General features: G+C 70.8%; 27 protein-coding genes. 8 read left to right on the top strand and 19 right to left on the bottom strand.

The window, feature by feature from the left end; all coding sequences use genetic code 11:
• Window positions 1–18: 18 nt before the first annotated feature.
• The 11 genes from VFF97_RS01695 to cysS form a co-directional block, all read right to left on the bottom strand.
• The gene (locus tag VFF97_RS01695; RefSeq protein WP_325031761.1) at window positions 19–651 is read right to left on the bottom strand and encodes a helix-turn-helix domain-containing protein; all 633 of its coding nucleotides are present in this window, start codon (window positions 649–651) and stop codon (window positions 19–21) included.
• Window positions 652–670: 19 nt separating this feature from the next.
• Entirely contained in the window at window positions 671–1,333 is a 663-nt protein-coding gene (locus VFF97_RS01690) for a cupin domain-containing protein (protein WP_325031760.1), read from the bottom strand.
• Window positions 1,330–2,994, bottom strand: coding sequence for an amidohydrolase (locus VFF97_RS01685; protein WP_325031759.1), 1,665 nt, complete (start codon window positions 2,992–2,994; stop codon window positions 1,330–1,332). Before VFF97_RS01685 ends, VFF97_RS01690 begins: the two co-directional genes overlap by 4 nt.
• A gap of 12 nt (window positions 2,995–3,006) precedes the next feature.
• Window positions 3,007–3,720, bottom strand: coding sequence for an ABC transporter ATP-binding protein (locus VFF97_RS01680; protein WP_325031758.1), 714 nt, complete (start codon window positions 3,718–3,720; stop codon window positions 3,007–3,009).
• Window positions 3,717–4,514 (bottom strand): ABC transporter ATP-binding protein, encoded by a 798-nt coding sequence (locus VFF97_RS01675; RefSeq protein WP_325031757.1) that lies wholly within the window; start codon window positions 4,512–4,514, stop codon window positions 3,717–3,719. Before VFF97_RS01675 ends, VFF97_RS01680 begins: the two co-directional genes overlap by 4 nt.
• A 10-nt stretch (window positions 4,515–4,524) precedes the next feature.
• Window positions 4,525–5,817 carry an ABC transporter substrate-binding protein gene (locus VFF97_RS01670; RefSeq protein ID WP_325031756.1) on the bottom strand — a complete coding sequence of 431 codons (1,293 nt, stop codon included), beginning with the start codon at window positions 5,815–5,817 and terminating at the stop codon, window positions 4,525–4,527.
• Window positions 5,818–5,828: 11 nt separating this feature from the next.
• On the bottom strand, window positions 5,829–6,887 hold the full coding sequence (locus tag VFF97_RS01665; RefSeq protein WP_325031755.1) for a branched-chain amino acid ABC transporter permease: 1,059 nt from the start codon (window positions 6,885–6,887) through the stop codon (window positions 5,829–5,831).
• Window positions 6,887–7,753, bottom strand: coding sequence for a branched-chain amino acid ABC transporter permease (locus tag VFF97_RS01660; protein ID WP_325031754.1), 867 nt, complete (start codon window positions 7,751–7,753; stop codon window positions 6,887–6,889). The genes VFF97_RS01665 and VFF97_RS01660 overlap by 1 nt, the downstream gene beginning before the upstream one ends.
• Window positions 7,754–7,996: 243 nt before the next feature.
• Window positions 7,997–8,638: an NAD(P)-dependent oxidoreductase gene (locus tag VFF97_RS01655; protein WP_325031753.1), complete on the bottom strand. Its 642-nt coding sequence runs from the start codon at window positions 8,636–8,638 to the stop codon at window positions 7,997–7,999.
• Between the two features lie 83 nt (window positions 8,639–8,721).
• Window positions 8,722–9,726, bottom strand: coding sequence for a 23S rRNA (guanosine(2251)-2'-O)-methyltransferase RlmB (rlmB, locus tag VFF97_RS01650; protein ID WP_325031752.1), 1,005 nt, complete (start codon window positions 9,724–9,726; stop codon window positions 8,722–8,724).
• Window positions 9,726–11,228, bottom strand: a complete 1,503-nt coding sequence (gene cysS / locus VFF97_RS01645) for a cysteine--tRNA ligase (RefSeq protein ID WP_325031751.1) — start codon at window positions 11,226–11,228, stop codon at window positions 9,726–9,728. The genes rlmB and cysS overlap by 1 nt, the downstream gene beginning before the upstream one ends.
• Before the next feature lie 39 nt (window positions 11,229–11,267).
• On the opposite strand from cysS, the gene VFF97_RS01640 reads away from it, so the two are divergent.
• Entirely contained in the window at window positions 11,268–12,194 is a 927-nt protein-coding gene (locus VFF97_RS01640) for a DMT family transporter (RefSeq protein WP_325031750.1), read from the top strand.
• A gap of 4 nt (window positions 12,195–12,198) precedes the next feature.
• A complete protein-coding gene (locus tag VFF97_RS01635) occupies window positions 12,199–12,678 on the top strand; it encodes a GNAT family N-acetyltransferase (RefSeq protein ID WP_325031749.1) in 480 nt (159 codons plus the stop codon).
• Window positions 12,679–12,697: 19 nt separating this feature from the next.
• Here the strand turns inward: VFF97_RS01635 and ispD are convergent, their stop codons facing one another.
• Window positions 12,698–13,915: a 2-C-methyl-D-erythritol 4-phosphate cytidylyltransferase gene (gene ispD / locus VFF97_RS01630; protein ID WP_325031748.1), complete on the bottom strand. Its 1,218-nt coding sequence runs from the start codon at window positions 13,913–13,915 to the stop codon at window positions 12,698–12,700.
• Window positions 13,916–13,936: 21 nt separating this feature from the next.
• On the bottom strand, window positions 13,937–14,419 hold the full coding sequence (locus tag VFF97_RS01625; protein WP_325031747.1) for a CarD family transcriptional regulator: 483 nt from the start codon (window positions 14,417–14,419) through the stop codon (window positions 13,937–13,939).
• 143 nt (window positions 14,420–14,562) lie between these two features.
• Between VFF97_RS01625 and VFF97_RS01620 the strand changes: the two genes are divergently transcribed.
• On the top strand, window positions 14,563–15,030 hold the full coding sequence (locus VFF97_RS01620; RefSeq protein WP_325031746.1) for a DNA modification methylase: 468 nt from the start codon (window positions 14,563–14,565) through the stop codon (window positions 15,028–15,030).
• Window positions 15,031–15,056: 26 nt separating this feature from the next.
• Here the strand turns inward: VFF97_RS01620 and VFF97_RS01615 are convergent, their stop codons facing one another.
• Together VFF97_RS01615 and VFF97_RS01610 are read right to left on the bottom strand one after the other, a co-directional pair.
• A complete protein-coding gene (locus tag VFF97_RS01615) occupies window positions 15,057–15,740 on the bottom strand; it encodes a response regulator transcription factor (RefSeq protein ID WP_325031745.1) in 684 nt (227 codons plus the stop codon).
• Entirely contained in the window at window positions 15,737–16,972 is a 1,236-nt protein-coding gene (locus VFF97_RS01610; RefSeq protein ID WP_325031744.1) for a sensor histidine kinase, read from the bottom strand. The genes VFF97_RS01615 and VFF97_RS01610 overlap by 4 nt, the downstream gene beginning before the upstream one ends.
• 167 nt (window positions 16,973–17,139) lie before the next feature.
• Between VFF97_RS01610 and phoU the strand changes: the two genes are divergently transcribed.
• Entirely contained in the window at window positions 17,140–17,826 is a 687-nt protein-coding gene (phoU, locus tag VFF97_RS01605; RefSeq protein ID WP_325031743.1) for a phosphate signaling complex protein PhoU, read from the top strand.
• A 9-nt stretch (window positions 17,827–17,835) separates the two neighbouring features.
• On the opposite strand, the gene VFF97_RS01600 is transcribed toward phoU, so the two are convergent.
• A complete protein-coding gene (locus VFF97_RS01600) occupies window positions 17,836–18,585 on the bottom strand; it encodes a phosphoglyceromutase (RefSeq protein ID WP_325031742.1) in 750 nt (249 codons plus the stop codon).
• Window positions 18,586–18,635: 50 nt separating this feature from the next.
• Between VFF97_RS01600 and VFF97_RS01595 the strand changes: the two genes are divergently transcribed.
• Window positions 18,636–19,481 carry a class I SAM-dependent methyltransferase gene (locus VFF97_RS01595; protein WP_325031741.1) on the top strand — a complete coding sequence of 282 codons (846 nt, stop codon included), beginning with the start codon at window positions 18,636–18,638 and terminating at the stop codon, window positions 19,479–19,481.
• 15 nt (window positions 19,482–19,496) lie between these two features.
• Here VFF97_RS01595 and VFF97_RS01590 read toward each other — a convergent pair whose 3' ends face one another.
• From VFF97_RS01590 to VFF97_RS01580, 3 genes are all read right to left on the bottom strand, one after another.
• Complete coding sequence (locus VFF97_RS01590; protein ID WP_325031740.1) at window positions 19,497–20,600, bottom strand: YgfZ/GcvT domain-containing protein; 1,104 nt, start codon at window positions 20,598–20,600, stop codon at window positions 19,497–19,499.
• Entirely contained in the window at window positions 20,600–21,208 is a 609-nt protein-coding gene (locus tag VFF97_RS01585; RefSeq protein WP_325031739.1) for an FABP family protein, read from the bottom strand. Before VFF97_RS01585 ends, VFF97_RS01590 begins: the two co-directional genes overlap by 1 nt.
• A 166-nt stretch (window positions 21,209–21,374) precedes the next feature.
• Window positions 21,375–21,665, bottom strand: a complete 291-nt coding sequence (locus tag VFF97_RS01580) for a hypothetical protein (protein ID WP_325031738.1) — start codon at window positions 21,663–21,665, stop codon at window positions 21,375–21,377.
• Between the two features lie 125 nt (window positions 21,666–21,790).
• Here VFF97_RS01580 and VFF97_RS01575 point away from each other — a divergent pair, with 125 nt between their 5' ends.
• Genes VFF97_RS01575 through VFF97_RS01565 form a run of 3 tightly spaced genes read left to right on the top strand, consistent with a single transcriptional unit; the run spans window position 21,791 to window position 25,647 of the window.
• Window positions 21,791–22,504, top strand: a complete 714-nt coding sequence (locus tag VFF97_RS01575) for a response regulator transcription factor (RefSeq protein ID WP_325031737.1) — start codon at window positions 21,791–21,793, stop codon at window positions 22,502–22,504.
• A gap of 42 nt (window positions 22,505–22,546) precedes the next feature.
• Window positions 22,547–24,712, top strand: a complete 2,166-nt coding sequence (locus tag VFF97_RS01570) for an RNA degradosome polyphosphate kinase (protein ID WP_325031736.1) — start codon at window positions 22,547–22,549, stop codon at window positions 24,710–24,712.
• Window positions 24,709–25,647, top strand: a complete 939-nt coding sequence (locus VFF97_RS01565; protein ID WP_325031735.1) for an NUDIX hydrolase — start codon at window positions 24,709–24,711, stop codon at window positions 25,645–25,647. The genes VFF97_RS01570 and VFF97_RS01565 overlap by 4 nt, the downstream gene beginning before the upstream one ends.
• Window positions 25,648–25,701: the final 54 nt, after the last annotated feature.

The following is a 25,701-nucleotide window of genomic DNA, read 5'->3' as shown; positions in this document are numbered from 1 at the left end:
CAGTATCGCGCGGCGGACTCACGCGTGCGGCACGGAGCCTCCGGTGATGCGGTCGCGCACGAACCAGATCGCGCGCACGTCCTCGTCGGACTCGTTCCAGAACCGATGCGGCAGGTGGGAGTCGAACACGATCGAGTCCCCCGGCTCGAGCACGGTCTCCGCACCGTCCACGACGACGTTGAGCCGCCCCGAGATGACGATGCCGTACTCCCGCCCCTGATGCCGGATGTCGTCGGCGGGAGCCGGCGTGCCGGCCGCGTACACGACCTCGAGGAACTCGGCGTCGGGCTCGCCCACGACCGTGAGCCGGCTCCACCGCGGCCCCGAGCTGAGCTTGATCACGGGATGATCGGCGGCGCGCTGCACGATGCCCGACACGGCGAGGTCGCGCCCGGTCGGGGGTCGCGAGCCCCGCACGCCGGCGGGGACCGCGGGCGGGTCGAGCAGCTCGTTCATCGACACGCCCAGCTCACGCGCGACCGAGTACAGCGCGGGCACGCTGAAGGCGCCGATCCCGCGCTCGACCTGCGACACGTGACTGGCCGAGACGCCGATCCGCCGCGCAAGCTCGCGCACCGACATCCCGGCGGTCGTGCGCGCCGAGCGCAGGCGCTCTCCGACGGTGTTCCACGGCGTGTCGAGGTCGGGCATCGGTCTCCTGTGTCGTCGGTCACCCGCCCACACGGCGGGGCAGGCGGCTCATGGCGTCGAGCGCGTCGACGGCGTCGCGCACGGGGCCCGGTGCGGAACGGGCGGATGCCCCGCCCCCGCGGTCCGCGACGAACCACACGCCTTCGGCCATGGCATCCGTGTCGTTCCGGAACAGGTGCGGGCGCGACGAGCTGAAGCAGAACGAGTCGCCCGCGCGGATGACGTAGGTCTCGAAGTCGATCTTGAGCGTGAGCTCCCCTCGGATGAGATAGCCGTACTCCGTGCCCGGGTGGCGCATGTGGGTGTCGTCGGGCGAGCTCGCCGCGCCCGGCGCGTAGGTCACGAGCACGGCATCGACGTTCGAGTCCATGACCGCGAGGCCGCGCCATGTGACGCCGTTCTCGACGACGATCTCGGGCGCGTCCCTGGCCCGCTGGATCGGGTTCGGATGCTCGACGCGCAAGGGCTCGCGCGACGCCGGCGAGTGCCCGAGCACCGCGTCGATCGACAGCCCCAGGCACGTCACGATGGCCCACAGCGTGCTCACCGAGGGCTGCACCTTTCCCGTCTCGACCTGCGAGAGCAGGCTCGGCGAGATGTCGGCCTCGGCCGCCATCGCGCGCAGGCTCATTCCCCGTGCGATGCGGGCTTCGCGGATGCGCCCGCCGAGCTCCGTCGTCATGACACCCCTCCCCCCGTCGACGCGAACACGCCCGAATCGTGCGTCACCCGGCCGCCCATGATCGTGAGGTCGCTCATGATGTCGCGCAGCTCGTCGTCGGAGCACGTGAGCGGATCCGCCGTGGGGACGCACACATCGGCGTCGTACCCCGGCAGCAGGCGGCCGCGATGCCCGTGCTCGCCCGTGAACCAGGCCGCATCGCGCGTGTACGCCGCGAGCGCGTCCCACCGCGAGAGGCGGTGGCGAGGCAGACGCGTGCCGCGCCCGTCGAGCGTCGCACCCGTCACGAGCCACCAGATCGACGCCCAGGGCGAGAACCAGTTCGCGCGCGTCGCGTCGGTGCCGCCGCCGATGACGATCCCGAGGTCGCGCATGGCGCCGATGGGCGGTGCGTTCTCGGTCGCCTCCGCGCCCCACGCGTCGACGTAATCGCCGCCCTTGAGCACCAGGCGGTTCTGCACGAGAACACCGGCGCCCAGCCGCGCGATGCGTTCGAGGTTCGGCTGCGACGCCTCGTCGGCGTGGACGATCGCGAAGCCGGCGCCGGTGATGCCGCCCGTCTCGCGGTCGACCTCCTCCCACGCGTCGAGGACACGCGTGAGCGAGTGGTCGAGCACGGCGTGCACGATCATGCGCCAGCCGCGCTCGACGCACACGCGCACGATCTGGACGAGCTCACGATAGGCCTCGTCGCCCAGCTCGAACGGGTCGAGGCCCTCGAGGTCATGGCAGCCGAGATGGGCGATCTCGCCCGCACCGGCGATGCGCAGCATGTCGTCGCCCGACCCGGGCTGGACGAGTTCGGTGAGCGACCGGAAGTCGTCGATCTCTCCCCCGCGTGTCCACGCCGACAGGAAGAGCCGCGTGCGCACGTCGAGCCCGCCGTCGCGCCACACCGCGTAGAGCGCGTCGTAGTCGCGCGGGGTGACGAGCAGGCCACCGCCGTCGACGACACCCGTCAGCCCGTGCCGCGCGAACTCGGCGTTCATCGCGCGCACGCCCGCCTGCGCCTCTTCGCGACTGACGCGCAGGGCGAGCGCGGTCGGCACCGCGAACGCGCCGACGCCGCGCACCTCGCCCGTGAGGTGTCCGCGCTCGTCGCGCACGAGCGTGCCGCGCGGGGGATCGTCGGACTCCTCGGAGAATCCGCACGCGCGCAACCCCGCCGAGTTGAGGACTCCGTGGTCGTACAGCTCCTGCACGTAGACGGGATTGTCGGGGGCGACCGCGTCGAGCTCCTCGCGCGTCGGGCCGCGCCGCTCGGCCAACTGCGTCGAATGCCAGCCGCCGATGACGCTCACCCATTCGCCGGGGCCGCGGGCCGCGGCATCCGCCCTCGTCCGCTCCAGCGCCTCGGCGAGTGACCTCACGTCCTCCCAGTGCATCGTGCGCGTCCACGAGACGCCCGCGCGCACCGCGTGGATGTGCGAGTCGTTGAGCCCCGGGATCGCGCGGCGACCGGCGAGGTCGACGACGCGCGCGGCGAGCGCGATATAGGGCTCGATGTCGGCGTCGCTGCCGATCGCGACGACCCGACCGCCGGCGAGCGCGATCGCCTCGACTTCTTCCGGCCCCTGCACGGGATCGGCGAACGTCGAGATGCGGCCGTTGTGCAGCACGAGGTCCACGACGGGCAGGGCGGCGGGAGGGCTGTGCGTCATCTGCGACCTCGCCTAGATGCTCAGGTGGCGCTCGAGGAGTCCGGCGTCGGCGCGCAGCTCGGCGGGCGCGCCCGTCCACGCGATCGTGCCCGTGTCGTCGATGACGATCACGCGCTCGGCGATCTCGAGCGCGAGGTCGACGTTCTGCTCGGCGATGAGGATCGACAGGCCCGACGACCGCAGTCCTTCGAGCCGGTCCTGGATGACGTCGAGCACATTCGGCGCGAGGCCCTCGCTCGGCTCGTCCATGATGAGCAGCGTCGGGTCCGACATGAGCGCGCGCCCGATCGCGAGCATCTGCTGCTCGCCGCCCGACAGCGACCGAGCCATCGACTTCGACCGCTCGGCCAGCCGCGGGAAGAACTCGAACACGCGCTCGACCGTCCACGCCTCACCGTCCGCGCGGCGTCGGCGTGGCACGACGGTGAGGTTCTCGGTCACCGTGAGCGAGCCGAACACGCGGCGGCCCTGGGGGACGATCGCGATGCCCGCGCGCGAGATCTGGAAGCTGGGTCGCTTGGTGAGCTCGACGCCCTCGTACGTGATGGTGCCCGCCGTGACGACGGGCGGCCGCAGTCCGCAGATCGCGCGCACGAGGGTCGTCTTGCCCATGCCGTTGCGACCGAGCAGCGCGACGCTCTGACCGGACTCGACCGTGAAGTCGACGCCGTTGAGCACGCGCGCCGTCGCGTAGCCCGCGTGCAGTCCGCTCACCTCGAGAGTCACTTCTGGCCACGCCTTCCCAGGTAGATCTCCTTGACCTTCTCGTGCTCGCGCACCTCGTCGGGGGTGCCGGTCACGACGTGCCGCCCGTTCTCCATGCACATCACGCGATCGGTGAGGCCGAGCGCGAGCGACATGTCGTGCTCGATGAGCAGGATCGGCAGCGTCCGCGGCAGGTGCTCGATGAGCTCGCGCAGCGTGCTGCGCTCGGTCGCCGAGAGGCCCGCCGCGGGCTCGTCGAGTAGCAGCAGGTCCGGCTCGCCGACGAGTGCCATCGCGATCTCGAGCTGACGCTGCTCACCGTGCGAGAGGTCCGCCACGGTGTCGTTGCGCCGCGACATGAGCCCGACGGCCTCGAGGTGGTCGAACGCGCTCCGGGTCACGGCATCCGACAGTCCCTGCGTGCGCCAGAAGACGCGCGCCTTCGCCGTCCCGCCGCGCGCGGCGACGCGGACGTTGTCGAGCACCGTCATGTCGCGGAACAGGTTCGACACCTGGAACGTGCGTCCGACGCCGAGCCGCGCGCGGCGGGCGGTGCTCATGCGGGTGACGTCGCGGCCGAAGATCTCGATCGTGCCGGTCGTCGGGCGCACGTCGCCCGCGATCATCTTGAACAGCGTCGTCTTGCCCGCGCCGTTCGGTCCGATGACCCCCATGCGCTCGCCCGGCGCGAGCTCGAGCGAGATGTCGACGACCGCCTGCACGCCGCCGTACCTCTTGCCGGCGCCCGCGACCACGAGCGCCGGGGCTCCGGTCCCGGGCCCGTTGGGGCCCGGGACCTTCGCCTGATCCGTCATCGTGTGCACGCTACCCCTGGAAGGACTGGCTGTACGTCGGCTGCTGCATGGCCTCTTCGGGGTCCTTGCCCAGCCACTGGTCGACGTCCTCGAACGTCTCGATCGGGACGTTCACCCAATTGCCGTCGACCTCCTGCACCTCACGGATGTAGACCGGGCCGACCGTGTTGTTGTAGTCGTCCCACGAGACGCGGCCGAAGATGCTGTCCTCGAACGTGTACTCGGTGATCGCCGACACGAGCTCCTCGCCGGTCACGAGGCCGTTCTCCTCGAGCACCGCGGCGACGAGGCTGGCCGTCATGTAGCCGCCCGCCACGTTCGCCGACGGCAGCTTGCCGTCGTAGCGCTCGCCGTACGCCTCGGAGAACTCGCGCACCGCGTCGCTGTCGCGACCCTCGGCCCAGTAGCTCACCGACTTGAAGCCCTCGATCTCCGGGCCGAGCGCGCGCAGCGTCGCCTGGTCCATGCCGCAGCAGTTCATCAGCAGCTCCTGGCTCTCACCGAGCCCGAGGCCGAGGAAGCTGCGCAGGAAGTCGGGGCCCGGCGCGCCGCCGGCCGTCGCGACGAACGCGATGTCCGCGCCCGCGGCCTGGATCTGCGACACGTACGTCGAGAAGTCCGACGTGCCGTTCGGGAACCAGTACTGCGCGACGACCTCGCCGCCCTCGGACTCGAAGCCCTGCTTGAACCCGGCGCACGACTCCCACCCGAACGCGTAGTCGGGGCACAGCGTCACGGCGGTCTTGTGGCCCTCGCGAGCCGCCCACTGTCCGCCCGGGAAGTTCGTCTGCGATCCGGACTGCGAGCCCGTGCGCACCGTGAGGTCGTTCGCCTGACGCTGCGTGAGGTCGTCGGCCGCGGCGACGGGCTGCAGGCTCGGGATGCCGACGCTCGACGTGTAGGCCGCCACGGCGAGCGCCGTGTTGGCCAGGAGCGGTCCGATGACGACGTCGACGCCGTCCGACTCGACGAGCTTCTTCGCCTTGGTGAGCGAGGTCTCGGGGTTCCCGGCGTCGTCTTCGACGATCGTCTCGACCGTCACGCCGTTCACCTCGTTGCCGTTCACCTCCCAGTAGAGGTTCCAGCCGTCGACCATCTCCTGGCCGGCGATGGCGAAGTTGCCCGTGATGGGCGAGATGTACCCGACCTTGAGCGTGCCGGTGGCGGTCTCCCCTTCGGTGGGAGCCTCCGACGGCTGCGCCGCTCCGGGAGGGGCACATGCTGCGAGTGCGAGCACGGCGGCGACGCCGAGGGCCGCCGCCCCTGCCCGCCGGACGGGAGCCGAGGTCTTCATCGACTTCATGGCGATTCCTTTCATGCGGTGTGACTGCTATCGGTGGTTGGGGCGTTCTCGAGCAGGTCCTGCTCGCCGGGTGGTCCGTCCGACCTTCGCCGCCACCGTCGGAAGAGCTTCTGCAGGCTCCCGACGACACCGGCGCGGGCGAACAGGATCACGAGGATGAAGATCAGGCCGAGCACGGTCGGCCACCGCTCGACCGAGTTCGACAGCACGTTCTCGACGAGCACGACGATCGCGGCGCCTACGAGCGGACCGAACGTCGTGCCCACGCCGCCGAGGATGACCATGACGATGAGCAGCACCGACCGGTGCACGCCCGCCGCCGAGGGGCTCACGAAGTGCGTGTGCCACACCGACAGCAGGCCCGCGAAGCCCGCCACGATCCCCGAGATCATGAACGCGCTGAGCTTGTACGAGGGGACGGAGTAGCCGAGGCTGCGCATGCGGCTCTCGCTGTCGCGGATGCCGCGCAGGCTCGCGCCGAACGGCGAGCGGCCGACGACCCACAGCAGCAGCGTCCCGAGCACGAAACCGGCGAGCACGAAGTAGTAGAAGGTCCAGTACTCGGCGATGAAGTCGGGGCGACGGATGCCGGTGATCCCGTTCTCGCCGCCGGTGACCGTCGACAGGCGGTACGCCAGCCCGAAGACGACCATCCCGACGGCGAGTGTCACCATGAGGAAGTAGATTCCGCTCGTCCGCATCGACAGCAGGCCGTACACGAACGTGACGACGATGGTCGTGCCGAGCGCGAAGACGACCTGCATCCCCGGGTCCATGCCCTGTCGCGACGCCCATGCGGCGCCGTAGGCGGATGCCGCGGCGATCCCCGCGTGCCCGAGCGACGCCATGCCGCCGTCGCCGACGAGGAAGTTGACACTCGCGGCGAGGAGTCCCGCGATGAGGATCGTGGTGACGAGCGAGATGACGTACGACGTCGTGCCGAGGTACGGCAGCGCGAGCGCGATGCCGAGCGCGAGGGCGAGGCTCACGAGCGTGATGATGCGCGTTCGGGTGCTGCGGGGCGCCCCGATCGTGCGGACGGTGCGCGTCTCGACGAGCTTCGCGAGCATCATGCCGCCTTTCCGAAGAGGCCGGTCGGGCGGAGCACGAGCACGAGCGCCATGGGCGCGAAGATCGTGAAGTACGCGAGGTCGGGGATCCACGCCTTGGCGAAGGCGTCGATGAGGCCGATGAGCACGCTCCCCACGGCGGCTCCCGGAACGCTGCCGAGGCCTCCGATGATCACGACGACGAGCGCGTACAGGAGGACCTCGTCCTGGATGCCGGGGCGCACGCTGATGATGCCGGCGCCGATCGTGCCGCCGATCGCGGCGAGCGCCGCACCGACCACGAACATGCCGGTGAACACCCACCGGATGTTCACCCCCATCGCCGAGATGATCTCGCGGTCGTCGACGCCGGCCCGCACGATCGCACCGACGCGCGTGCGGTTCTGCACGAGGGCCAGGGCGATGCCGATGACGATCGCGACCGCCATCACGAAGATGCGATACCACGGGTAGGTGAGCGGGCCGATCGTGAGCGAGCCGGTGATCGTCGCCGACACGGGGAGGGTCCGGGGGTCTCCGCCGAAGATCGCGAGGCACAGGTCGGCGATGACGAACGAGACGCCGACGGTCAGCAGCACCTCGGGCAGCTCCTGCCCGCGCACGAACCGCAGCAGGCCCACCTCCACGACGAGCGCCGTGATCCCCACCGCGACGACCGCCGCGAGCACCGCGAGAAGGAGGTTGCCGGTGAGCGTCGCGATCACGACGCCGATGTAGCCGCCGAGCATGTAGAAGGCCCCATGCGCGAGGTTCACGATGCGCATGAGGCCGAACACGAGCGTGAGGCCGCTGGCCAACAGGAACAGCAGGGCGCCGAAGCTCAGGCCGTTGAGCGCCTGCTGCGCGAGGAAGACGGGTTCGAACACCGGGTGATCAGACCTTCCACGTCGTCGGGGATCGCTGGAATCGTTCGCTGGCGCGTCCTAGTACAGCAACGCACGCCACCCGATGTCAATTGATACTGAACAAACCGTTACCTTCACTTGACAAACTCACCGCGGAGAAGGTCCTGCAATCGATCCGCGCGACTCGGCGGCCGCATCGTTGTTCAGTAATAGTGATCGGCCCGGAAAGAACAGGGGCGGATGCCGCAGCATCCGCCCCCTTGTTCAGTATCCGACCGTGAACCGCTCGCGTCGATGCCTCGGGTTCTCGATCTCGTCGATGAAGGCCACCGCCAGATCGGCGCCCGAGATGTCGGAGACGCCGTTCTCGTCTCGGACGAGGACGTCGCCGCCGACGCGGTAGGTGCCCCTGCGCTCCCCCGGGTTGAACGCTCCGAACATCTGCGCGGGGTGCACGAAGAACCAGTCGAGCGATTCGGGGCTGCGCTCCAGCGCCTCGAGGACGTCGATCGCCGCCTGCGCCTCCGCCTTGAACTCCTCGGGGAAGTCGGTGTCGATGAGGCGGGGGCCGCCCGGCGCGACGAGCGAGCCACCCGCACCGCCGATGACGCCGAGGCGCGTCTCGGTGCCCGTGAGCGCGTCGGCGAGCTCCAGCATCGCCGGAACGTAGGACTCGGCCATGTCGCCGCGCGGCGAGACCGCGACGACGATGGCGTCGGCCCCCTGCAGTTCTGCAACGAGGCTCGGCACGTCGAGCAGCGTCGCCTCGACGTACGTCGCGCCGTGCACGCGCTCCGCCGCGGGCCTGCGCGCGACCGACACGACGTCGTGTCCGCGCTGCACCCCCTCGGCGACGATGTGGCTGCCGGCGTAGCCGGTCCCTCCGATGACGGCGATGCGGGCCATGCTGTTCCTTTCGGGTCAGGTGTCAGTCTGACTGAGACAAGGTGCGTTGCGCGCGCTTCATTCCCCCGAATGGAAACGTATCGTCATCCCTCGCGTCCGGCGCGCATCGTGGCGATCTGGTACAGCGCGACGGAGGCCGCGATCCCCGCGTTGAGCGACTCGGCCGCCGACGAGATCGGGATCGACACGATCTGGTCGCACGTCTCGGTCACCAGGCGCGAAAGGCCCTTGCCCTCGGAGCCGACGACGATCACGACCGGGCGGTCGGCGAGCTCGAGGGACGGAAGCGACACGTCTCCTCCGCCGTCGAGGCCCAGCACGAACACGCCCTGCTTCTTGAACTCCTTGAGCGTCGTGGTGAGGTTCGCCGCGATCGCGACGGGGATGCGCGCCGCCGCGCCCGCGCTCGTCTTCCAGGCGGCGGAGTTGACGCTCGCCGAGCGGCGCTGCGGCACGATGACGCCCTGCCCGCCGAACGCGGCGGTCGAGCGGATGATCGCACCGAGGTTGCGCGGGTCGGTCACACCGTCGAGCGCGACCAGGAGCGGCACCTCGTCGTCGGCGAGAACCTCTTCGAGCACGTCCTGCGGGTGGGCGTACTCGTACGGCGGAACCTTCAGCGCGACGCCCTGGTGCACGCCGTCGAAGCCCGCCATGCGGTCGAGCTCGGGACGAGTGACCTCGAGCACCGGGATGTCGCGGTGCGACGCGATCGCGAGCATCTCCTTCACGCGGTCGTCCATCTCGACGCGCTGCGCGATGTAGAGCGCCGTCGCGGGGATCTTCGCCCGCAGCGCCTCGAGCACGGAGTTGCGCCCGGTGACCGTCTCGGTGTCGTCGCCGCCCTTCGCCTTCGACGCGCGGTTCGGGTTCGAGCCCTGCGGCTTGGCGCCCGGCCGGCCCTTGCCGCCCGCGGCGGCGTACCGCTCACGCGCGGCCTTGCGCTTGCCCGCCACGTGCCACGCGCGGTCTTCCGCCTTCGGCGTCGGACCCTTGCCCTCGAGCGCCTTGCGGCTGTGCCCGCCGGTGCCCTTGGTCGGGCCCTTCTTCTTCGGCTTGCCCGCTCCCGGGCGTCCTGGCTTGGCCATCAGCTCTCCTTCACGAGGGGTCCACCCCCGGCATCCGTGTGCGATCCGGCCGGTGCGGGCGCGTCGATGAGCGCCCAGTGCGTGCCGTCGGGCCCGTCCTCGAGCGCGATGCCCGCGGCCGCGATCGCGTCTCGGATGCGATCGGCCGTCTCCCAATCCTTCGCGGCCCGCGCCTGCGCACGCTGCGCGATCATCGTCTGCACGAGGGCGTCGAGGGCGGATGCCTCGGCCGACCCGCCCGCCTGCCACCGCGCATCCGTCGGGTCGATCCCGAGGATGCCCGTCATCTCGTGCACCTGCGCCGCGGCGACGTGCGCGGCTCCCGCGTCTCCCGCGTCGAGGGCCGCGTTGCCCGCGCGCACCGTCTCATGGATGACGGCGAGCGCCTGCGGCACCCCGAGGTCGTCGTCCATCGCGGAGGCGAACGCGGGCGGAAGCAGGCCGACGGGCTCGTCGGACGCGCCCTCCGGCCGCTCCGCGGTCCACACGAGGGTGCTGGGGGTGCGTTGCACGCGCTCGAGGAACGTGCGGATGCGGCCGACCGCCGCCTCGGCCTCGTCGAACGTCGAGGCGGTGACATCGAGGCTCGAGCGGTAGTGCGCCGCGGCGAGCGCGTAGCGCACGACCAGCGGGTCGCGCTCGCGCAGCAGGTCCTCGGCGAGGACGAAGTTGAACAGCGACTTCGACATCTTCTGCGCGCCGACGGTGACCAGCCCGTTGTGCACCCAGTACCTGGCGAAGCCATCGCCCGCCGCCGTCGACTGGGCGAGCTCGTTCTCGTGGTGCGGGAAGCGCAGGTCGAGGCCTCCGCCGTGGATGTCGAACTCGGCGCCGAGGTAGCGGCGCGCCATCGCGGAGCACTCGATGTGCCAGCCGGGGCGCCCGCGCCCCCACGGCGAATCCCACGACGCGCTCTCCGGCTCCTCGGGCTTGGCGCCCTTCCACAGCGCGAAGTCGCGCGGGTCGCGCTTGCCGCGCGGATCGGCGTCCTCGGCGGGCTCCATCGCGTCGAGCGACTGGCGCGTGAGCGAGCCGTAGTCGGACCACGACCGCACGTCGAAGTACACATCGCCCGCGGCATCCGCCGACGTCGCGGCGTATGCGTGCCCCGCCTCGATCAGCCGCGCGATGATCTCCTGCATCTGCGGGATCGACGCGGTCGCGCGCGGCTCGTACGTCGGAGCGGCGATGCCGATCGCCGTGTACGCACGCGTGAACTCGAGCTCCATGCGGTAGGCGAGCGCCCACCACGGCTCGTCCGGCGTCGCGTTGGCCAGCACCTTGTCGTCGATGTCGGTCACATTGCGCACGAACGTCACACGGCCGAACCGGTGCTCGAGCCAGCGACGGAGGATGTCGAAGCTCAGCGCGCCGCGGAGGTGCCCGATGTGGGGGCCGGACTGCACAGTCGGGCCGCACACGTACATCGTGACGTTCGACGGGTCGAGCGGCGCGAAGTCGCGCAGCGCCTGAGCCTTCGTGTCGTAGAGCTGAACCGTCACCGCACCAGCCTACCGGCGGGGTCGTTGTACAAATGGGGGATGCTCCCGATCCTCGCCGTCGTCGCGGCCGCCGTGCTCTTCGGCACGACCGGCACGTCCCAGGCCCTCGGACCGGACGACACGACACCCCTCTCCGTCGGCGTCATGCGCCTCGTCATCGGCGGCACCGCGCTCGCGCTCATCGGCTGGTTCCTGGCCCGCCGTCACCGGCGCCGCACGGGTGCGCCGCCCCGACGCGCCACAGCCCGCGACATCGCCCTCATGGCCACGACCGGCGTATGCCTGGCCGCCTACCAGCCCCTGTTCTTCCTCGGCACGGAGCGCAACGGCGTGGCGGTCGGCACCGTCATCGCGCTCGGCTCGGCGCCTGTGCTCGCGGGAGTCCTCGAGTGGGCGCTCACGCGCCGCACACCCTCCGGCACGTGGGTGCTCGCGACCGCGCTCGCGACCGCGGGCGTGGTGCTGCTCGGGGTCGGCGGCGATGCGGGCGCGACGGCGGGCGCCGATCCGCTCGGCATCCTCGGGTCGGTCGGCGCCGGGGCATCGTTCGCGGTGTTCGCGAACGCGCAGCGACGCCTCATGGACTCGGGGTGGGACCCGTTCACCGTCGCCGGTGCCATGGGCGCGTGGTCGGCGCTCGTCGCCGCGCTCGCGCTGCCGTTCGTCGACCTGTCATGGCTCTCGGAGGGCCGCGGACTCGCGATGGCGCTGTGGCTCGGCATCGCGACGATCGCGGTCGCGTACACGCTGTTCACGTGGGGACTCGAACGGCTCACAGCGGGTACCGCCGCAACGCTCACCCTCGCCGAGCCCCTCACCGCGAGCCTGCTCGGCATCCTCGTGCTCGGTGAGCGGCTGAGCGCCCTCGCGATCGTGGGCCTCGCCGTGCTCGCCGCGGGGCTCATCCTGCTCGCGTGGGGCGCCAGGTCGCCGCGCGATCCGGTCCCGTTCGCGGTGGAGGGCTGACGCCGTGGCGATCGAGATCCGGATCGACGACCTCTCCGGGCCGCTCACGCAGGCCCTCATCGCGAAGCACCTGAGCGGCATGCACGACTCCTCGCCGCCCGAGAGCGTGCACGCGCTCGACCTGGAGGGGCTGCGGCATCCGTCGATCACGTTCTGGTCGGCGTGGGTCGACGGCGAACTCGCCGGCATCGGCGCCCTCAAGGCGATGGACGCGCCGGATGCCCCGGTGCAGCGCGGCGAGATCAAGTCGATGCGCGTCGACGACCGCCACCGTGGCGCGGGCATCGGTCGTGCGCTCTTGCGGCACATCGTCGCCGAGGCGCGCGAGCGGGGCTACGAGAGCCTGTGGCTCGAGACCGGCACACCGCCCGACTTCCTCCCCGCGCGAGCGCTGTACGCGGCCGAGGGGTTCGTGGAGTGCGGTCCGTTCGGCGACTACGTCGACGACCCGTTCTCGGTCTTCATGACGCTCGACCTGCGCTGACGTCGTGGGAGCGGCGCCGTCACGCGGGGACGAGGAGGGCGACCGCGACGGCCTCGACGCCTTCGCCGCGTCCGGTGAACCCGAGTCCGTCGGTCGTCGTCGCCGACACTGAGACGGATGCGCCGCCCAGCGCCTCCGACAGGGCACGCTCCGCCTCGGCGCGGCGCTCCGCGAAGCGCGGTCGGTTCGCGCGCACCTGCACGGCGACGTTGCCCACGGCCCAGCCCGCCTCTCCGAGGAGACCGAGCGTGTGCGTCAGGAACGTGTCGGCGTGCGCGCCCTCGAACTCGGGGCGATCGGTGCCGAAATGCGTTCCGATGTCGCCGAGACCGGCGGCCGACAGCAGCGCGTCGACGATCGCGTGCGCGACGGCGTCGCCGTCAGAGTGCCCGCTCAGCGCCGGCTCGCCGGGCCACTCGAGACCCGCCAGCCACAGCGTCCCGGAGCCGCCGAACGCGTGCACGTCGGTTCCGACCCCGACGCGCGGCGAACGGGGCGTGCGGTCGAGCGACACCGGGATCGCGGGCAGCGGTTTTTCGGACACGAGGGCACGGGCTCGCTCGAGGTCCGTCGGCGTCGTGATCTTGAACGCGAGGGCCTCGCCGTCGACGACGCCGATCGGGTGCCCGGCATCCGCCATGAGCGCCGCGTCGTCGGTGTACTCGTGATCGGCGACGCGGTAGGCCGCCTCGAGGGAGGCGCGCGCGAAGCCCTGCGGGGTCTGCGCGGCGGCGAGCTGCGATCGGTCCACCATTCCCGCGACGCGGTCGCCCTCGAGGCGCTTGATGGTGTCGACGACCGGCACGACGGGGACGATCCCCCAGTTCGTGCGGTCGATGGCCGACACGACGCGGTCGAACACGGCGCCGGGCGTCAGCGCGCGGGCGGCGTCGTGCACGAGGACGATTTCGATGCCGGGCCACAGCGCATCGAGCCCGGCCGCGACCGACTCCTGGCGCGTGGCGCCGCCCGTGACGACGCTCACGAGGTCGCGCGACGCGCCGGCGGCCGCGGCGGCTTCGAAGAGATCCGTCTCGGCCTCGCCTTCCCGACCCTCGGGTGCGACGACGATGACCTGCGCGGTCTCGTGAGCGGCGAACACGCCGTCGAGCGCGTGACGCAGGATCGTGTGCCTGCCGAGACCGACGAACGCCTTGTGCTCGCCCGCTCCGAGTCGCGTGCCGGAACCGGCCGCGACGACCACGACGGCGACGCGAGGAGAGGGGGTGATGCTCACACCCCTGAGGCTAGCGCGCGACTAGGACGCGAGGACCTCGTCGAGGATGACGCTCGCGCGCTCCTCATCGGTCTTCTCGGCGAGCGCGAGCTCGGAGATGAGGATCTGCTTCGCCTTCGCGAGCATGCGCTTCTCGCCCGCCGACAGGCCGCGGTCCTGATCGCGGCGCCACAGGTCGCGAACGACCTCGCTCACCTTGATGACGTCACCCGAAGCGAGCTTCTCGAGGTTCGCCTTGTACCGGCGGGACCAGTTCGTGGGCTCCTCCGTGAAGGGCGCACGCAGCACCTCGAAGACGCGCTCGAGGCCCTCCTTGCCGATGACGTCGCGGACGCCGACCAGGTCGACGTTGTCTGCGGGTACCTCGATGGTCAGGTCGCCCTGTGTGACGCGGAGCTTCAGATAGACCTTCTCTTCGCCTTTGATGATGCGGGTCTTCACTTCCGCGATCGTGGCAGCCCCGTGGTGCGGGTAAACGACCGTCTCGCCAACCTCAAAAAGCATGCAGTTATGTCCTTTCGGCAACTAATAGGATACCACAGGCGACATACGCTAAGGTTCTCACCCGCACCCCTCGGGGCGTCCACGGAGAGGGGCCGAAGCCCCATAGAATGCAAGGGTTGCTGTCTTCGGCCCTGGGAGGATCCGTGATCACATCGCGTCTCGTCGCGTCCGTCGCCCTGGCTGTCGCCGTCGCCGTGGGCACGAGCGGCTGCGCCATGGTCTCGACCCAGGCGACAACCATCCCCTACTCGCCCGCCGACGGCGTGAACATCCCCGACTCGGGGCCGCTCAAGGTGCGCAACGTCCTCATCGTGGCCGATGAGGAGGGCGTCGACGGCAACCTCGTGGCGGCCATCGTCAACGACACCGCTGAGCCCCAGACGCTCCGCATCGAGTTCGGCGAACCCGCCGAGCGCGTGAGCGTGCGCGTGCCCGCCAACTCGGTCGTGAGCCTCGGCGAGGACGAAGAGCCGATCCTGCTCGAGGGCATCGACACCATGCCCGGGGCCGACCTCGACATGTTCTTCCAGTCGGGCGACCACACCGGCGTCGTCCAGCCCGTTCCGGTGCTCGACGGCACCCTTCCGTACCTCGCCGACCTCGTTCCCTGAGCGGGGGGGAGCGGAAGCGGGGCCGATCAGCCCTCGAACCGATACCCGAGCCCGCGCACGGTGACGAGCATCTTGGGCTCGCTCGGGTTCTCCTCGATGCGTGAGCGGATGCGCTTGATGTGCACGTCGAGCGTCTTCGTGTCGCCGAAGTAGTCACTGCCCCACACGCGGTCGATGAGCTGCCCGCGCGTGAGCACCCGGCCGGCGTTGCGCATGAGCACCTCGAGCAACTCGAATTCCTTGAGCGGTATGGCGATCTCACGGCCGTCGACGGCGACCGTGTGGCGGTCGACGTCGAGTGTCACACGACCGCCCGTGAGCACCCGCTCATCGAGGTCGGCGTCGAGCGCCGCAATGCGCCGCAGCACCGCGCGCATGCGCGCGAGCAGCTCGCGCGACGAGTAGGGCTTCGTGATGTAGTCGTCGGCTCCGAGCTCGAGACCGACGACGATGTCGACCTCGGAGTCCTTCGCCGTCAGCATGATGATCGGCACGTTCGACCCGGCCCGAAGCTGCCGCGCGACCTCGGTGCCGGGCATGCCCGGCAGCATCAGGTCGAGCAGCACGATGTCGGCGCCCCGTTCGCGATACGCCGTGAGACCCGTCGGGCCGTCCTCGGCGATCTCGACGTCGTATCCCTCGCGGCGCAGCAGATACGCGAGCGGGTCGGCGAGGTCGGGCTCGTCCTCGACGATCAGGACGCGGGTCATGGCTCTCCGTTCGTGGTCGCGATGGTCGCGGCGGGCGCGTGCGCCTTCTTCCCTGCCTTGTCGGCCTTCTTCTTGCCCTTGCGGCGCTTGCGGGGCTCTTCGCCTTCGGGCGGTTCGATGAGCGGCAGCCGGATCGTGAACGTCGATCCCCGCCCGGGGCGCGACCACAGGCGCACTTCGCCGCCGTGGCGTTGCACAGCGTGCTTGACGATCGACAGGCCGAGGCCCGTGCCGCCGGTTCGGCGCGAGCGCGCCTGGTCGGCACGATAGAAGCGCTCGAAGATGCGGTCCTGCTCGCCCTCGGGGATCCCGGAGCCGTGATCGGTCACGGCGATCTCGACGACGCCGTCCGCGTTCTTGACACCCACGCCGACGGTGGCCCCGTGCGGCGAGTACGCGATCGCGTTCGCGATGAGGTTGCCGACCGCTTCGATGAGGATCTGCGCGTCGCCGCGCACCCACAGCCCTTTGCGCCCCCCGCGCGCGAGCTCGACGCCGGCGGAGGCCGCCTGCACCACGTGGGCCTCGATCGCCGCCGTCACGATCTCGTCGACGGCGACGTCGCGCGTCTCGATGAGCTCGTCGGCCGCCTGCAGCCGTGAGAGGTTCATGATGCGCGACGTCAGGAGTCCCAGGCGCGACGCCTCGGCGGTGAGCCGCGAGGCGAACACGCGCACCTGCTCGGGGTCGTCCGCCGCCGATTCGATCGCCTCGGCGAGGAGCGTCACCGCGCCGACCGGCGTCTTCAGCTCGTGGCTCGTGTTCGCGACGAAGTCGCGGCGCATCTGCTCGACGCGCTCGCGCTCGGTGATGTCGCGCATGACGACCAGCGTGAGCCTCGGCGAGATGACGCTCGCCCGCACCGCGACGAGTCGCGGCTCGGCGGGGGTTGCGCCACGACGCAGCCGGAGCGTCTCGGTCACCACGGCCTCCGACTCACGCGCGCGCCGCGCGAGATCGCGCAGCTCGTCGGACGGGAGGACGGTCCCTTCGCCGAGTCCGAACGGGATGGCGCCGACGGATGCCGCCACCACCGTGCCCGACGCGTCGACGACGATCGCGGCGTCGTCCATCGCGTGGAGCACCGCCGAGACGCCGTCGGGGATAGCGGACGAGGTCACGTGCCGCATCCGGTCCCGCATCCGCAGCGCGACGAACACCACGGCGACGACGGAGCCCCCGATGATCACCCCGACGATCAGGGAGAGCAGCGCGAGCTGCGTGGTGTCCATGGCCTCCAGCGTAGGGCGCGCGCCAGCACGGGACCCCCCGCGAACCCGCGCGGAGACCGGGCCGAAAGGTACTATTCACTGTTCCGGCACCGGCCGTTAACCTTCGCCGGTGACAATCGCCGGGGTCGCCGAACCGCGGTGTCGCCATGTCCACGAAAGGTGCTTCGATGCGCGAAGTCTTCCACCAGTCGCTCGAAGACGTGCAGAACCGCCTCGTCGAGATCGCGGAGCTCGTGACCGTCGCGATCGACAAGGCGACGCGTGCGTTCGAATCGAGCGATGTGGCCCTCGCCGAGGAGGTCATCGAGGAGGACGTCGTCATCGACGAGAAGGCGACGGCGCTCGACGAGCTCGCGATCGAGATCCTCGCGCGGCAGCAGCCGGTCGCTCGCGACCTGCGCATCGTCGTGAGCGCGCTGCGCATGAGCGCGTCCCTCGAGCGCATGGGCGACATCGCCGAGCACATCGCGCAGCTCACGCGCATGCGCTTCCCCGAACGGGCGATCCCGAAGGGTCTGAAGTCGACGTTCACCAAGATGGGCAAGCTCGACGCCGAGGTCGCGCGCAGGCTCACGGAGCTGCTGCGCACCGAAGACCTGGCGCTCGTCGAGGAGATCCGCAACTTCGACGACAAGCTCGACGACCTGCACGTGAGCGTCTTCGAGAAGGTGCTCAGCGACAGCTGGCAGGGAGACCCGTCCGCCACGGTCGACGCGACCCTCGCGAGTCGCTACCACGAGCGCTTCGCCGACCACGCGGTGTCGGTCGCGAAGAAGGTGCTCTACCTGTCGACGGGCGACTGGATGGTGCACACCGACACGATCGAACTGCCCCCGACGGAGCAGCCCGGCTGATCACCCCGGTTACTTCTTGCCCTGGCTCGCGACGGCGGCCGCGCCCGCAGCGGCGGCCTCGGGGTCGAGGTACTCGCCCGGGCCGACGGGCATGAGGTCCTCGCCGATGCGGTACACGAGCGGGATGCCCGTCGGGATGTTCAGCTCCGCGATGTCGGCGTCGCTGATGCCGTCGAGATGCTTCACGAGCCCGCGCAGCGAGTTGCCGTGCGCCGTCACGAGCACCGTCTTGCCGGCCTTGAGGTCGGGCACGATCTCGTCGTACCAGTACGGCATCATGCGGTCGATCACGAGCTTGAGCGACTCGGTGCGGGGCACCTCGCCGTCGATGTCGGCGTAGCGCGGATCGCCCACCTGGCTGTACTCGTCGTCGTCGGCCAGCGGCGGCGGAGGCACGTCGAACGAGCGGCGCCACAGCATGAACTGCTCCTCGCCGAACTCCTCGAGCGTCTCCGCCTTGTTCTTACCCTGGAGCGCCCCGTAGTGGCGCTCGTTGAGGCGCCACGAGCGCTTGACCGGGATCCACAGCCGGTCGGCCGCCTCGAGCGCGATGTTGGCGGTCTGGATCGCCCGCGTGAGCACGGACGTGTGCAGCACATCGGGCAGGAGCCCCGACTCGAGGAGCAGCTCGCCGCCGCGCTTGGCCTCGGCGGCCCCGAGCTCGGTGAGACGCACGTCGACCCACCCGGTGAACTGGTTGGACTTGTTCCACGTGCTCTGGCCGTGGCGGAGCAGGATCAGCGTGTAGGGCTCGGTCATCCGCCCATGATATCGAGGGGCGGATGCCGCGACTGGGCGATGATGGAGGCATGGCCTCCTCCCCCGTCGGGCAGGTGACCCGCGGGACCACGGGCACCAACCGGCTGCGTCGCGTCGATCGGTGGATCGCGCGCCACGCCGCCCTTCGTCGAGCGACCGACCCGTTCGTCGTCGACCTCGGCTACGGGGCGAGCGGTGTGACGGCGCTCGAGTTGCATGCGCGCCTCGCGCGCACGCGGCCCGACGTCGAGGTGCTGGGGCTCGAGATCGATCCGGCGCGCGTCGAGCGCGCACGCGGCCAGCTCACCGACGTGCGCGCCGGACGCACGTCGTTCGCCCGCGACGCGCACGTGTCGTTCGCGCTCGGCGGGTTCGAGGTACCCGCCCCGCACGGGCGCCGTCCCGCCGTCATCCGCGCCATGAACGTCCTGCGGCAGTACGACGAGCCCGAGGTCTCCGACGCGTGGCAGCGCATGGCCGGACGCCTCGCGCCGGACGGGCTGCTGGCCGAGGGCACATGCGACGAGCTCGGCCGCATCGTGACGTGGGTCGCGATCGGACCGGATGCCGCGCCCCGCAGCCTCAGCATCTCGCTGCGCCTGCCGCGCGGTGACTCCACGATCGCGGGCGGCGAGGCGTGGCATCCGTCGATCGCCGCGGAGCGGCTCCCCAAAGCCCTCATCCACCGCAACGTCCGCGGGGAGAGGGTGCACGATCTGCTGGACGCGCTCGACCGAGAGTGGGACCGCGCCGCGGCGCTGTCGCCGTTCGGCTCGGTGCACCGGTGGCAGGCGGCCCTCGGGTCGCTCGTCGAGCGCGGTTGGCCGCTCGTGGCGCGGTCGCGGTGGCGCCTGGGAGAGCTCACGGTGCCGTGGGCGGCGGTCGCGCCCCGGTGATGCCGACGGCTCGCGTCAGGCGCGGGCGCGGCGCGAAAGCCGCGGGATGCGCGGGACGGATGCCGTCGCCCCCGCCTCGGGCGGCACGATGACCTGCTGCGCGGCGGCCACTGGGCCCGCGTCGGTGTCGATCGTCAGCTCGGCGTCGACCGGGGTCGTGCGGCGGACGATTGCGAGCGCGATCGGCCCCTCCTCGTAGTGCAGCGCCGACGACGTGACGGTGCCGACGATGTCGCCGCCGACGCGCACCACGGCACCCGACTCGGGCAGCACGCTGTCGCTGCCGTCGAGGTGCAGCGCGATGAGTCGCCGCGGCGGATGCCCGAGGTTGTGCACCTTCGCGACCGTCTCCTGCCCGCGGTAGCAGCCCTTGTCGAGGTGCACCGCCGTGCGGATCCAATCCACCTCGTGCGGAAGCGTGCGCTCGTCGACCTCGCGCGAGCGGCGCGGGCGCCACGCGGCGACGCGCAGCGCCTCGGCCGCGACCGCGCCGGCCAGTGCGATCTCGCCCGCCGCGGCCGCCTGCGCGAGCCGCTTCTCCTCATCGCGCGCGACGATCGCCTCGGCCCACTCCCGTTCGGCGCCGGGGTGCGGGTCGACCGGCGAGTAGGCCCAGCCGCCCACGGTGACGTTCGGCCACGGGTCGTGCCACACGAGCGCGACCCCCGCGGGTGCCGCGACGTGGACCGGCGCGAACGCATCGGGAGCACCGCCGATGACCGCGTACTCCTCCCCCGCGTCGCGCGGGTCGACGCGAAGGCGGAACCGCATCTTGCGGAGCCAGTGGAGCAGTCCGGCGGCGTCGACCGCGTCGGCGATGAGCCACGTGGTCTCTCCGTCGTCGACGACGGATGCCTCGTGCTCCACGTGACCCTTCGGATCGAGCACGAGCAGCTCGGCGCTCACGCCGGGCGCGAGGTCTTTGAGCGCCTGCGACGTCAGGGAGTCGAGCCACGACAGGCGATCCTCGCCGGTGACGGCGAGCACGCGACGGTCGGCGAGCGGCGCGATCGCCCTCGCCGCGGCGAGCGCGCGCTGCTCGACGAGAGGATTGCCGACGTGCAGGAGCACGCCGTCTTCGACGACGGCACCCGGGACGTCGGCGAACGGGCTCGACATCAGTCCGCCCTCGCGAGGCGCGCCGACGCGTGCGACGACAGCTCGGTGCCGAGGGCGGCGATGTCCCACGCCCACAGCAGATGGTTCTCGACGAGGCCGTACATGCGGGTCGCCGCGGCGTAGTTCTTCGCGCCGGCGGTGCGGACGACGGCATCCGTCGCGATGTCGATGCGAGGCCCGCGGATCTGGCCGAGGTACAGCTCGCTCACGCCGTCGGCGTGCACGAGCGAGACCTCGATGTCGAAGCCGCCCTCGGCGTTGCGCAGCACCTCGACGTCTTCGGCGGTGCGGGGCGCGGGCTCGGCGATCGCCGGCAGCAGCCCCGGGCCGGGGTCGGCGTCGGTGGACGGGCGCGACAGCCGCCAGAAGCCCATCTCGGCGACGAGCGGCTCGCGCGGGGCATCCGGATCGTCGCCCAGCAGCCACGCCGTGGCCGAGTAGTTGAGATAGTCGCCGCCGTCGTGGCTGAAGCTGACGCGGTGCGCGAACTCACCGGAGAACCGATGACCGGATGCCTCGTAGTCGATGACGCCCGTGCCTTCCCACACGCCGATCAGCCACGCGAACGGGACGAGGTCCGCGGGGAGGTCGGTGGGCAGGTCCAGCACGACGCCGCCCGTCAGCGCTGGCCGCGGTAGAGGTTCCAGACCACGACGCCCGAGACGAAGACGATGGCCAGCGACGCAAGCGCGAGAAGGCCCACGAAGAAGAGTTCGAGCGCGACGAGGTCCATGGCTCCACTCTACCCCCGCGCGAGGGCGCGACCGCCGCGCGTCAGACCGAGAACAGCGACGCGAGCCCGAACCCGAGGCTCAGGATGCCGAGCACGACGAACGCGCCGAGCACGCTCGCGCCGACGCGCTGCGTGAAGCCCTGCGAACGCCCGTACGCGAGCTGGACGAGGAACGAGACGATGAGGCATCCGGCCAGACCGACCGCGAGCCACTGCGCGCGCCACCCGAGCGGGACGAACAGGGCGATCGCGATGCCCACGAGCGCCGCGACGATCCAGACGGCGATGATGCCGCCGATCGTGCGGCGGGGAACGAGTTCCGGCGCGACCACGCCTCCATTCTCGCGCAGTCGGACGTTCCTCGTCATCCTGCGTCGTGTGACGGCCTCGCGCAGCCGCTTCGCGCGTGCCTTTACACTGGTGTGGCACGGCGCACCCGTCGCCGGGAGGGCCCCCCTTGGCACAGCTTCTCGTTCTGAGCTCCACCCACGGTGGCGGTCCCGTCCTGCCTTCGCTCGAACTGCTGAGCCACCGGGTGCGCCTCATCGCCGCCGAGCCCGCCCAGCTCGTGAACGCCCCGAGCGCCGACGTCATCTTCGTCGACGCCCGCGTCGACCTCGTCGGGGCGAAGTCCCTGTGCAAGATCCTGAACACGACGGGGCTCGACGCGCCGCTCATCCTCGTCGTCACCGAGGGCGGCCTCACGGCGGTCTCGACGGACTGGGGCGTCGACGACGTCATCCTCGTGACGGCCGGTCCCGCCGAGGTCGACGCCCGCATCCGGCTCGCGATCGGGCGGCAGTCGGCCGCCGACCAGGGGTCCACGCGCATCCAGACCTCCGGCATCACGATCGACGAGTCGTCGTACTCGGCGAAGGTGCACGGCAAGCCGCTCGACCTCACCTACAAGGAGTTCCAGCTCCTGCACTTCTTCGCGACGCATCCGTCCCGCGTGTTCACGCGCGAGCAGCTGCTGAGCGAGGTGTGGGGCTACGACTACTTCGGCGGCACGCGCACCGTCGACGTGCACGTGCGGCGCCTGCGCGCGAAGCTCGGCGACCTCGAGCAGCTCATCGGCACCGTGCGCAACGTCGGCTACCGATTCAACGTGTACGAGGACGACCAGGTCCCCGCCCCTCGCACGCGCAGCGACTCCCGCACTGACGCCTGATCCGGATCCCCGCGCGTCACGTGCGTTTGCAATGATGTGTTGATGATCGAACAGGACGTGCTCGACGCCGGACTCGGCGACGCGGACGACGACGACTTCGACCTCGATGAGGCGTTCGACTCACAGCTGCCCGACAACCGCTACCTGGATCGGGAGCTGAGCTGGCTGGCGTTCAACCAGCGCGTGCTCGAACTGGCCGAGGATCCGTTCGTCCCGCTGCTCGAGCGCGCCAACTTCCTCGCGATCTTCGCGAGCAACCTCGACGAGTTCTTCATGGTGCGCGTCGCCGGACTGAAGCGTCGCATCGTGACCGGCCTCGCGGTTCCGACGAACGTCGGCCGCTCGCCGCAGGAGGTGCTCGCCGACATCTCCGCCGAGGCGCACCGCCTGCAGCTGCGCCACGCCGACGTGTGGCTCAACCAGGTCAAGCCCGCTCTCGCCGACACGGGGATCTCGGTCGTCGGGTGGGACGAGCTCGACGACGACGAGCGCGAGCACCTGAGCGACTACTTCCACGCGCAGGTCTTCCCCGTGCTCATGCCGCTCGCGGTCGATCCGGCGCATCCGTTCCCCTACATCTCCGGCCTCTCGCTCAACCTCGCGATCCGCATCCGCAACGCGCGCACCGGGCGCCAGGAGTTCGCGCGCCTCAAGGTGCCGCCGATGCTCCCGCGCTTCGTGCAGGTCTCCGACGGAGAATCGGGCGTGCGCTACGTGCGGCTCGAGGAGCTCATCTCGAACCACCTCGGCGACCTCTTCCCCGGCATGGAGATCCTCGACCACCACGCGTTCCGCCTCACGCGCAACGAGGACGTCGTGATCGAGGAGGACGAGACCGAGAACCTCATCCAGGCGCTCGAGGCCGAGCTGCTGCGCCGGCGGTTCGGCCCGCCGATCCGGCTCGAGGTCGGCGACGACATGGACGAGCTGACGCTCGACCTGCTCCTGAAGGAGCTCGACATCACGGCGCAGGAGGTCTACCGCATCCCGGGTCCGCTCGACCTGCGCGGGCTCTTCGACCTGGCACGCATCGACCGCCCCGACCTGCACTACACGCCGCACGTGCCCACGACAGCGGTGGCGTTCCAGCCGGGCGACAACAACGAGCGCGCCGACATCTTCGCGGCGATCCGCAAGGGCGACGTGCTCGTGCACCACCCGTACGAGTCGTTCGCGACGAGCGTGCAGGCGTTCCTCGAGCAGGCCGCGCGCGACCCGCACGTGCTCGCGATCAAGCAGACCCTGTACCGCACGTCCGGCGACAGCCCGATCGTGCAGGCGCTCATCGACGCGGCCGAGTCGGGCAAGCAGGTGCTCGCGCTCGTCGAGGTCAAGGCACGGTTCGACGAGGCGGCCAACATCGTGTGGGCGCGCAAGCTCGAGAAGGCGGGCGTCCACGTCGTGTACGGCCTCGTCGGCCTCAAGACCCACTGCAAGCTCGCGCTCGTCATCCGCGAGGAAGACGGGGTGCTCCGCCACTACAGCCATGTCGGGACGGGCAACTACAACCCCAAGACGAGCCGCATCTACGAGGACTTCGGGCTGTTCACGGTGGACCCCGTGGTCGGGCGCGACCTCACGCGCCTGTTCAACGAGCTGAGCGGGTACGCGATCGAGAAGAAGTTCAAGCGGCTCCTCGTCGCACCCCTCCACCTGCGCAAGGGTCTGCTCAGGCTCATCGAGAAGGAGCGGCGCAACGCCCTCGCCGGCAAGGCGTCCGGCATCCGCATCAAGGTCAACTCGATGGTGGACGAGCAGATCATCGACGCGCTCTACCGGGCCAGCCAGGCGGGCGTCCCCGTGGAGGTCTGGGTGCGCGGCATCTGCTCGCTCAAGCCGGGCGTGGCGGGCATGAGCGAGAACATCACGGTGCGAAGCATCCTCGGCCGCTACCTCGAGCACTCGCGCATCTTCGCGTTCCACAACCAGGGCGACCCGCAGGTGTACATCGGCAGCGCCGACATGATGCACCGCAACCTCGACCGCCGCGTCGAGGCGCTCGTGCGGGTCGTGGCGCCCGCGCACATCGCGGCGCTCACCGAGCTCTTCGATCGCGCGATGTCCGACAAGACGAGCTCGTGGTGGCTAGGGCCGGACGGCGAATGGACCCGGCATCATCTCGACGAGTCGGGCAAGCCGCTCACCGACCTCCAGGACCGCACGATGATGAGCGTGCAGCGTCGCCGGCGCGCTCGGGCGGTTCGATGACGGACGTCGCCGTCTACGCCGCGGGCGGCGTCGTGTGGCGCGTGGTGGAGGGCAAGGTGATGGTCCTGCTCATCCACCGCACGCGCTATCGCGACGTGACGCTCCCCAAAGGCAAGGTCGACCCCGGCGAGACGCTCGCCGAGACCGCTGCGCGCGAGATCTTCGAGGAGACCGGCATCCGCGTCGCGCTCGGCGTGCCCGTCGGCGTCTCGCGCTACCACATGCCGAACAAGCGGCAGAAGATCGTGCACTATTGGGCGGCCGAGGCGACGGATGCCGCGATCCGCGCCTCCGCGTTCGTGCCGAACCGCGAGATCGCCGCGCTCGAATGGGTCTCGCTGCGCAAGGCGAAGGGCCGCCTCAGCTACCCGGTCGACGTCGAGATCCTCGAGCACTTCGCCCGCATCGTGGAGGAGGGCGTGCTCACGACGTTCCCCCTCGTCGTGCTGCGCCACGCGAAGGCGGTCTCGCGCGACGCCTGGAAGGGCAAGGACCGCAAGCGCCCGCTCACGTCGCGCGGCCGCAAGCAGGCGAAGGCGCTCGTCGGCCCCCTGCGCGCGTTCGGCGTGCGCAAGATCATCTCGAGCCCCGCCGTGCGCTGCGTCGAGACGGTCGAGCCGCTCGCGCGCGTGCTCGACCGGCGCATCGAGACGACGAAGCTCATCAGCCAGGACGCCTGGGAGAAGGGCGAGTCCGACGCGCGGACCGTCGTCGGGCAGCGCGTGCGCGCACGCAAGCCCGCCGTGCTGTGCAGCCACGGCCCGGTGCTCCCCGACATCCTCAACGAGCTCGCGCTCGCGACGGGCACGCTGCGCGGCTCGTACCTCGGCAGCGCCTCGGCGCTCGAGCCCGCGGCCTTCTCGGTGGTGCACCTCTCGGTCGACAGCCCCGGCTCGGGGATCGTCACGATCGAGACGCACGTGCCCAAGGACTGACCCCCGCGATCCGGAGATTCCGGGACTTCCGTCGTTCACCTTCCGTTCACCGTC

The organism is Microbacterium sp. (genome assembly GCF_035687345.1).
Lineage (GTDB): Bacteria > Actinomycetota > Actinomycetes > Actinomycetales > Microbacteriaceae > Microbacterium.
The sequence above is the reverse complement of the archived record's forward strand: the minus strand, read 5'-3'. Positions and strand labels throughout refer to the sequence as shown.

Coding starts and splice junctions, on each gene's coding strand:
- VFF97_RS01695 (WP_325031761.1), bottom strand. CDS start 651: ATGCCCGACCTCGACACGCCGTGGAACACCGTCGGAGAGCGCCTGCGC.
- VFF97_RS01690 (WP_325031760.1), bottom strand. CDS start 1,333: ATGACGACGGAGCTCGGCGGGCGCATCCGCGAAGCCCGCATCGCACGG.
- VFF97_RS01685 (WP_325031759.1), bottom strand. CDS start 2,994: ATGACGCACAGCCCTCCCGCCGCCCTGCCCGTCGTGGACCTCGTGCTG.
- VFF97_RS01675 (WP_325031757.1), bottom strand. CDS start 4,514: ATGACGGATCAGGCGAAGGTCCCGGGCCCCAACGGGCCCGGGACCGGA.
- VFF97_RS01670 (WP_325031756.1), bottom strand. CDS start 5,817: ATGAAGTCGATGAAGACCTCGGCTCCCGTCCGGCGGGCAGGGGCGGCG.
- VFF97_RS01665 (WP_325031755.1), bottom strand. CDS start 6,887: ATGCTCGCGAAGCTCGTCGAGACGCGCACCGTCCGCACGATCGGGGCG.
- VFF97_RS01655 (WP_325031753.1), bottom strand. CDS start 8,638: ATGGCCCGCATCGCCGTCATCGGAGGGACCGGCTACGCCGGCAGCCAC.
- rlmB (WP_325031752.1), bottom strand. CDS start 9,726: ATGGCCAAGCCAGGACGCCCGGGAGCGGGCAAGCCGAAGAAGAAGGGC.
- VFF97_RS01640 (WP_325031750.1), top strand. CDS start 11,268: ATGCTCCCGATCCTCGCCGTCGTCGCGGCCGCCGTGCTCTTCGGCACG.
- VFF97_RS01625 (WP_325031747.1), bottom strand. CDS start 14,419: ATGCTTTTTGAGGTTGGCGAGACGGTCGTTTACCCGCACCACGGGGCT.
- VFF97_RS01615 (WP_325031745.1), bottom strand. CDS start 15,740: ATGACCCGCGTCCTGATCGTCGAGGACGAGCCCGACCTCGCCGACCCG.
- VFF97_RS01610 (WP_325031744.1), bottom strand. CDS start 16,972: ATGGACACCACGCAGCTCGCGCTGCTCTCCCTGATCGTCGGGGTGATC.
- phoU (WP_325031743.1), top strand. CDS start 17,140: ATGCGCGAAGTCTTCCACCAGTCGCTCGAAGACGTGCAGAACCGCCTC.
- VFF97_RS01600 (WP_325031742.1), bottom strand. CDS start 18,585: ATGACCGAGCCCTACACGCTGATCCTGCTCCGCCACGGCCAGAGCACG.
- VFF97_RS01595 (WP_325031741.1), top strand. CDS start 18,636: ATGGCCTCCTCCCCCGTCGGGCAGGTGACCCGCGGGACCACGGGCACC.
- VFF97_RS01590 (WP_325031740.1), bottom strand. CDS start 20,600: ATGTCGAGCCCGTTCGCCGACGTCCCGGGTGCCGTCGTCGAAGACGGC.
- VFF97_RS01570 (WP_325031736.1), top strand. CDS start 22,547: ATGATCGAACAGGACGTGCTCGACGCCGGACTCGGCGACGCGGACGAC.
- VFF97_RS01565 (WP_325031735.1), top strand. CDS start 24,709: ATGACGGACGTCGCCGTCTACGCCGCGGGCGGCGTCGTGTGGCGCGTG.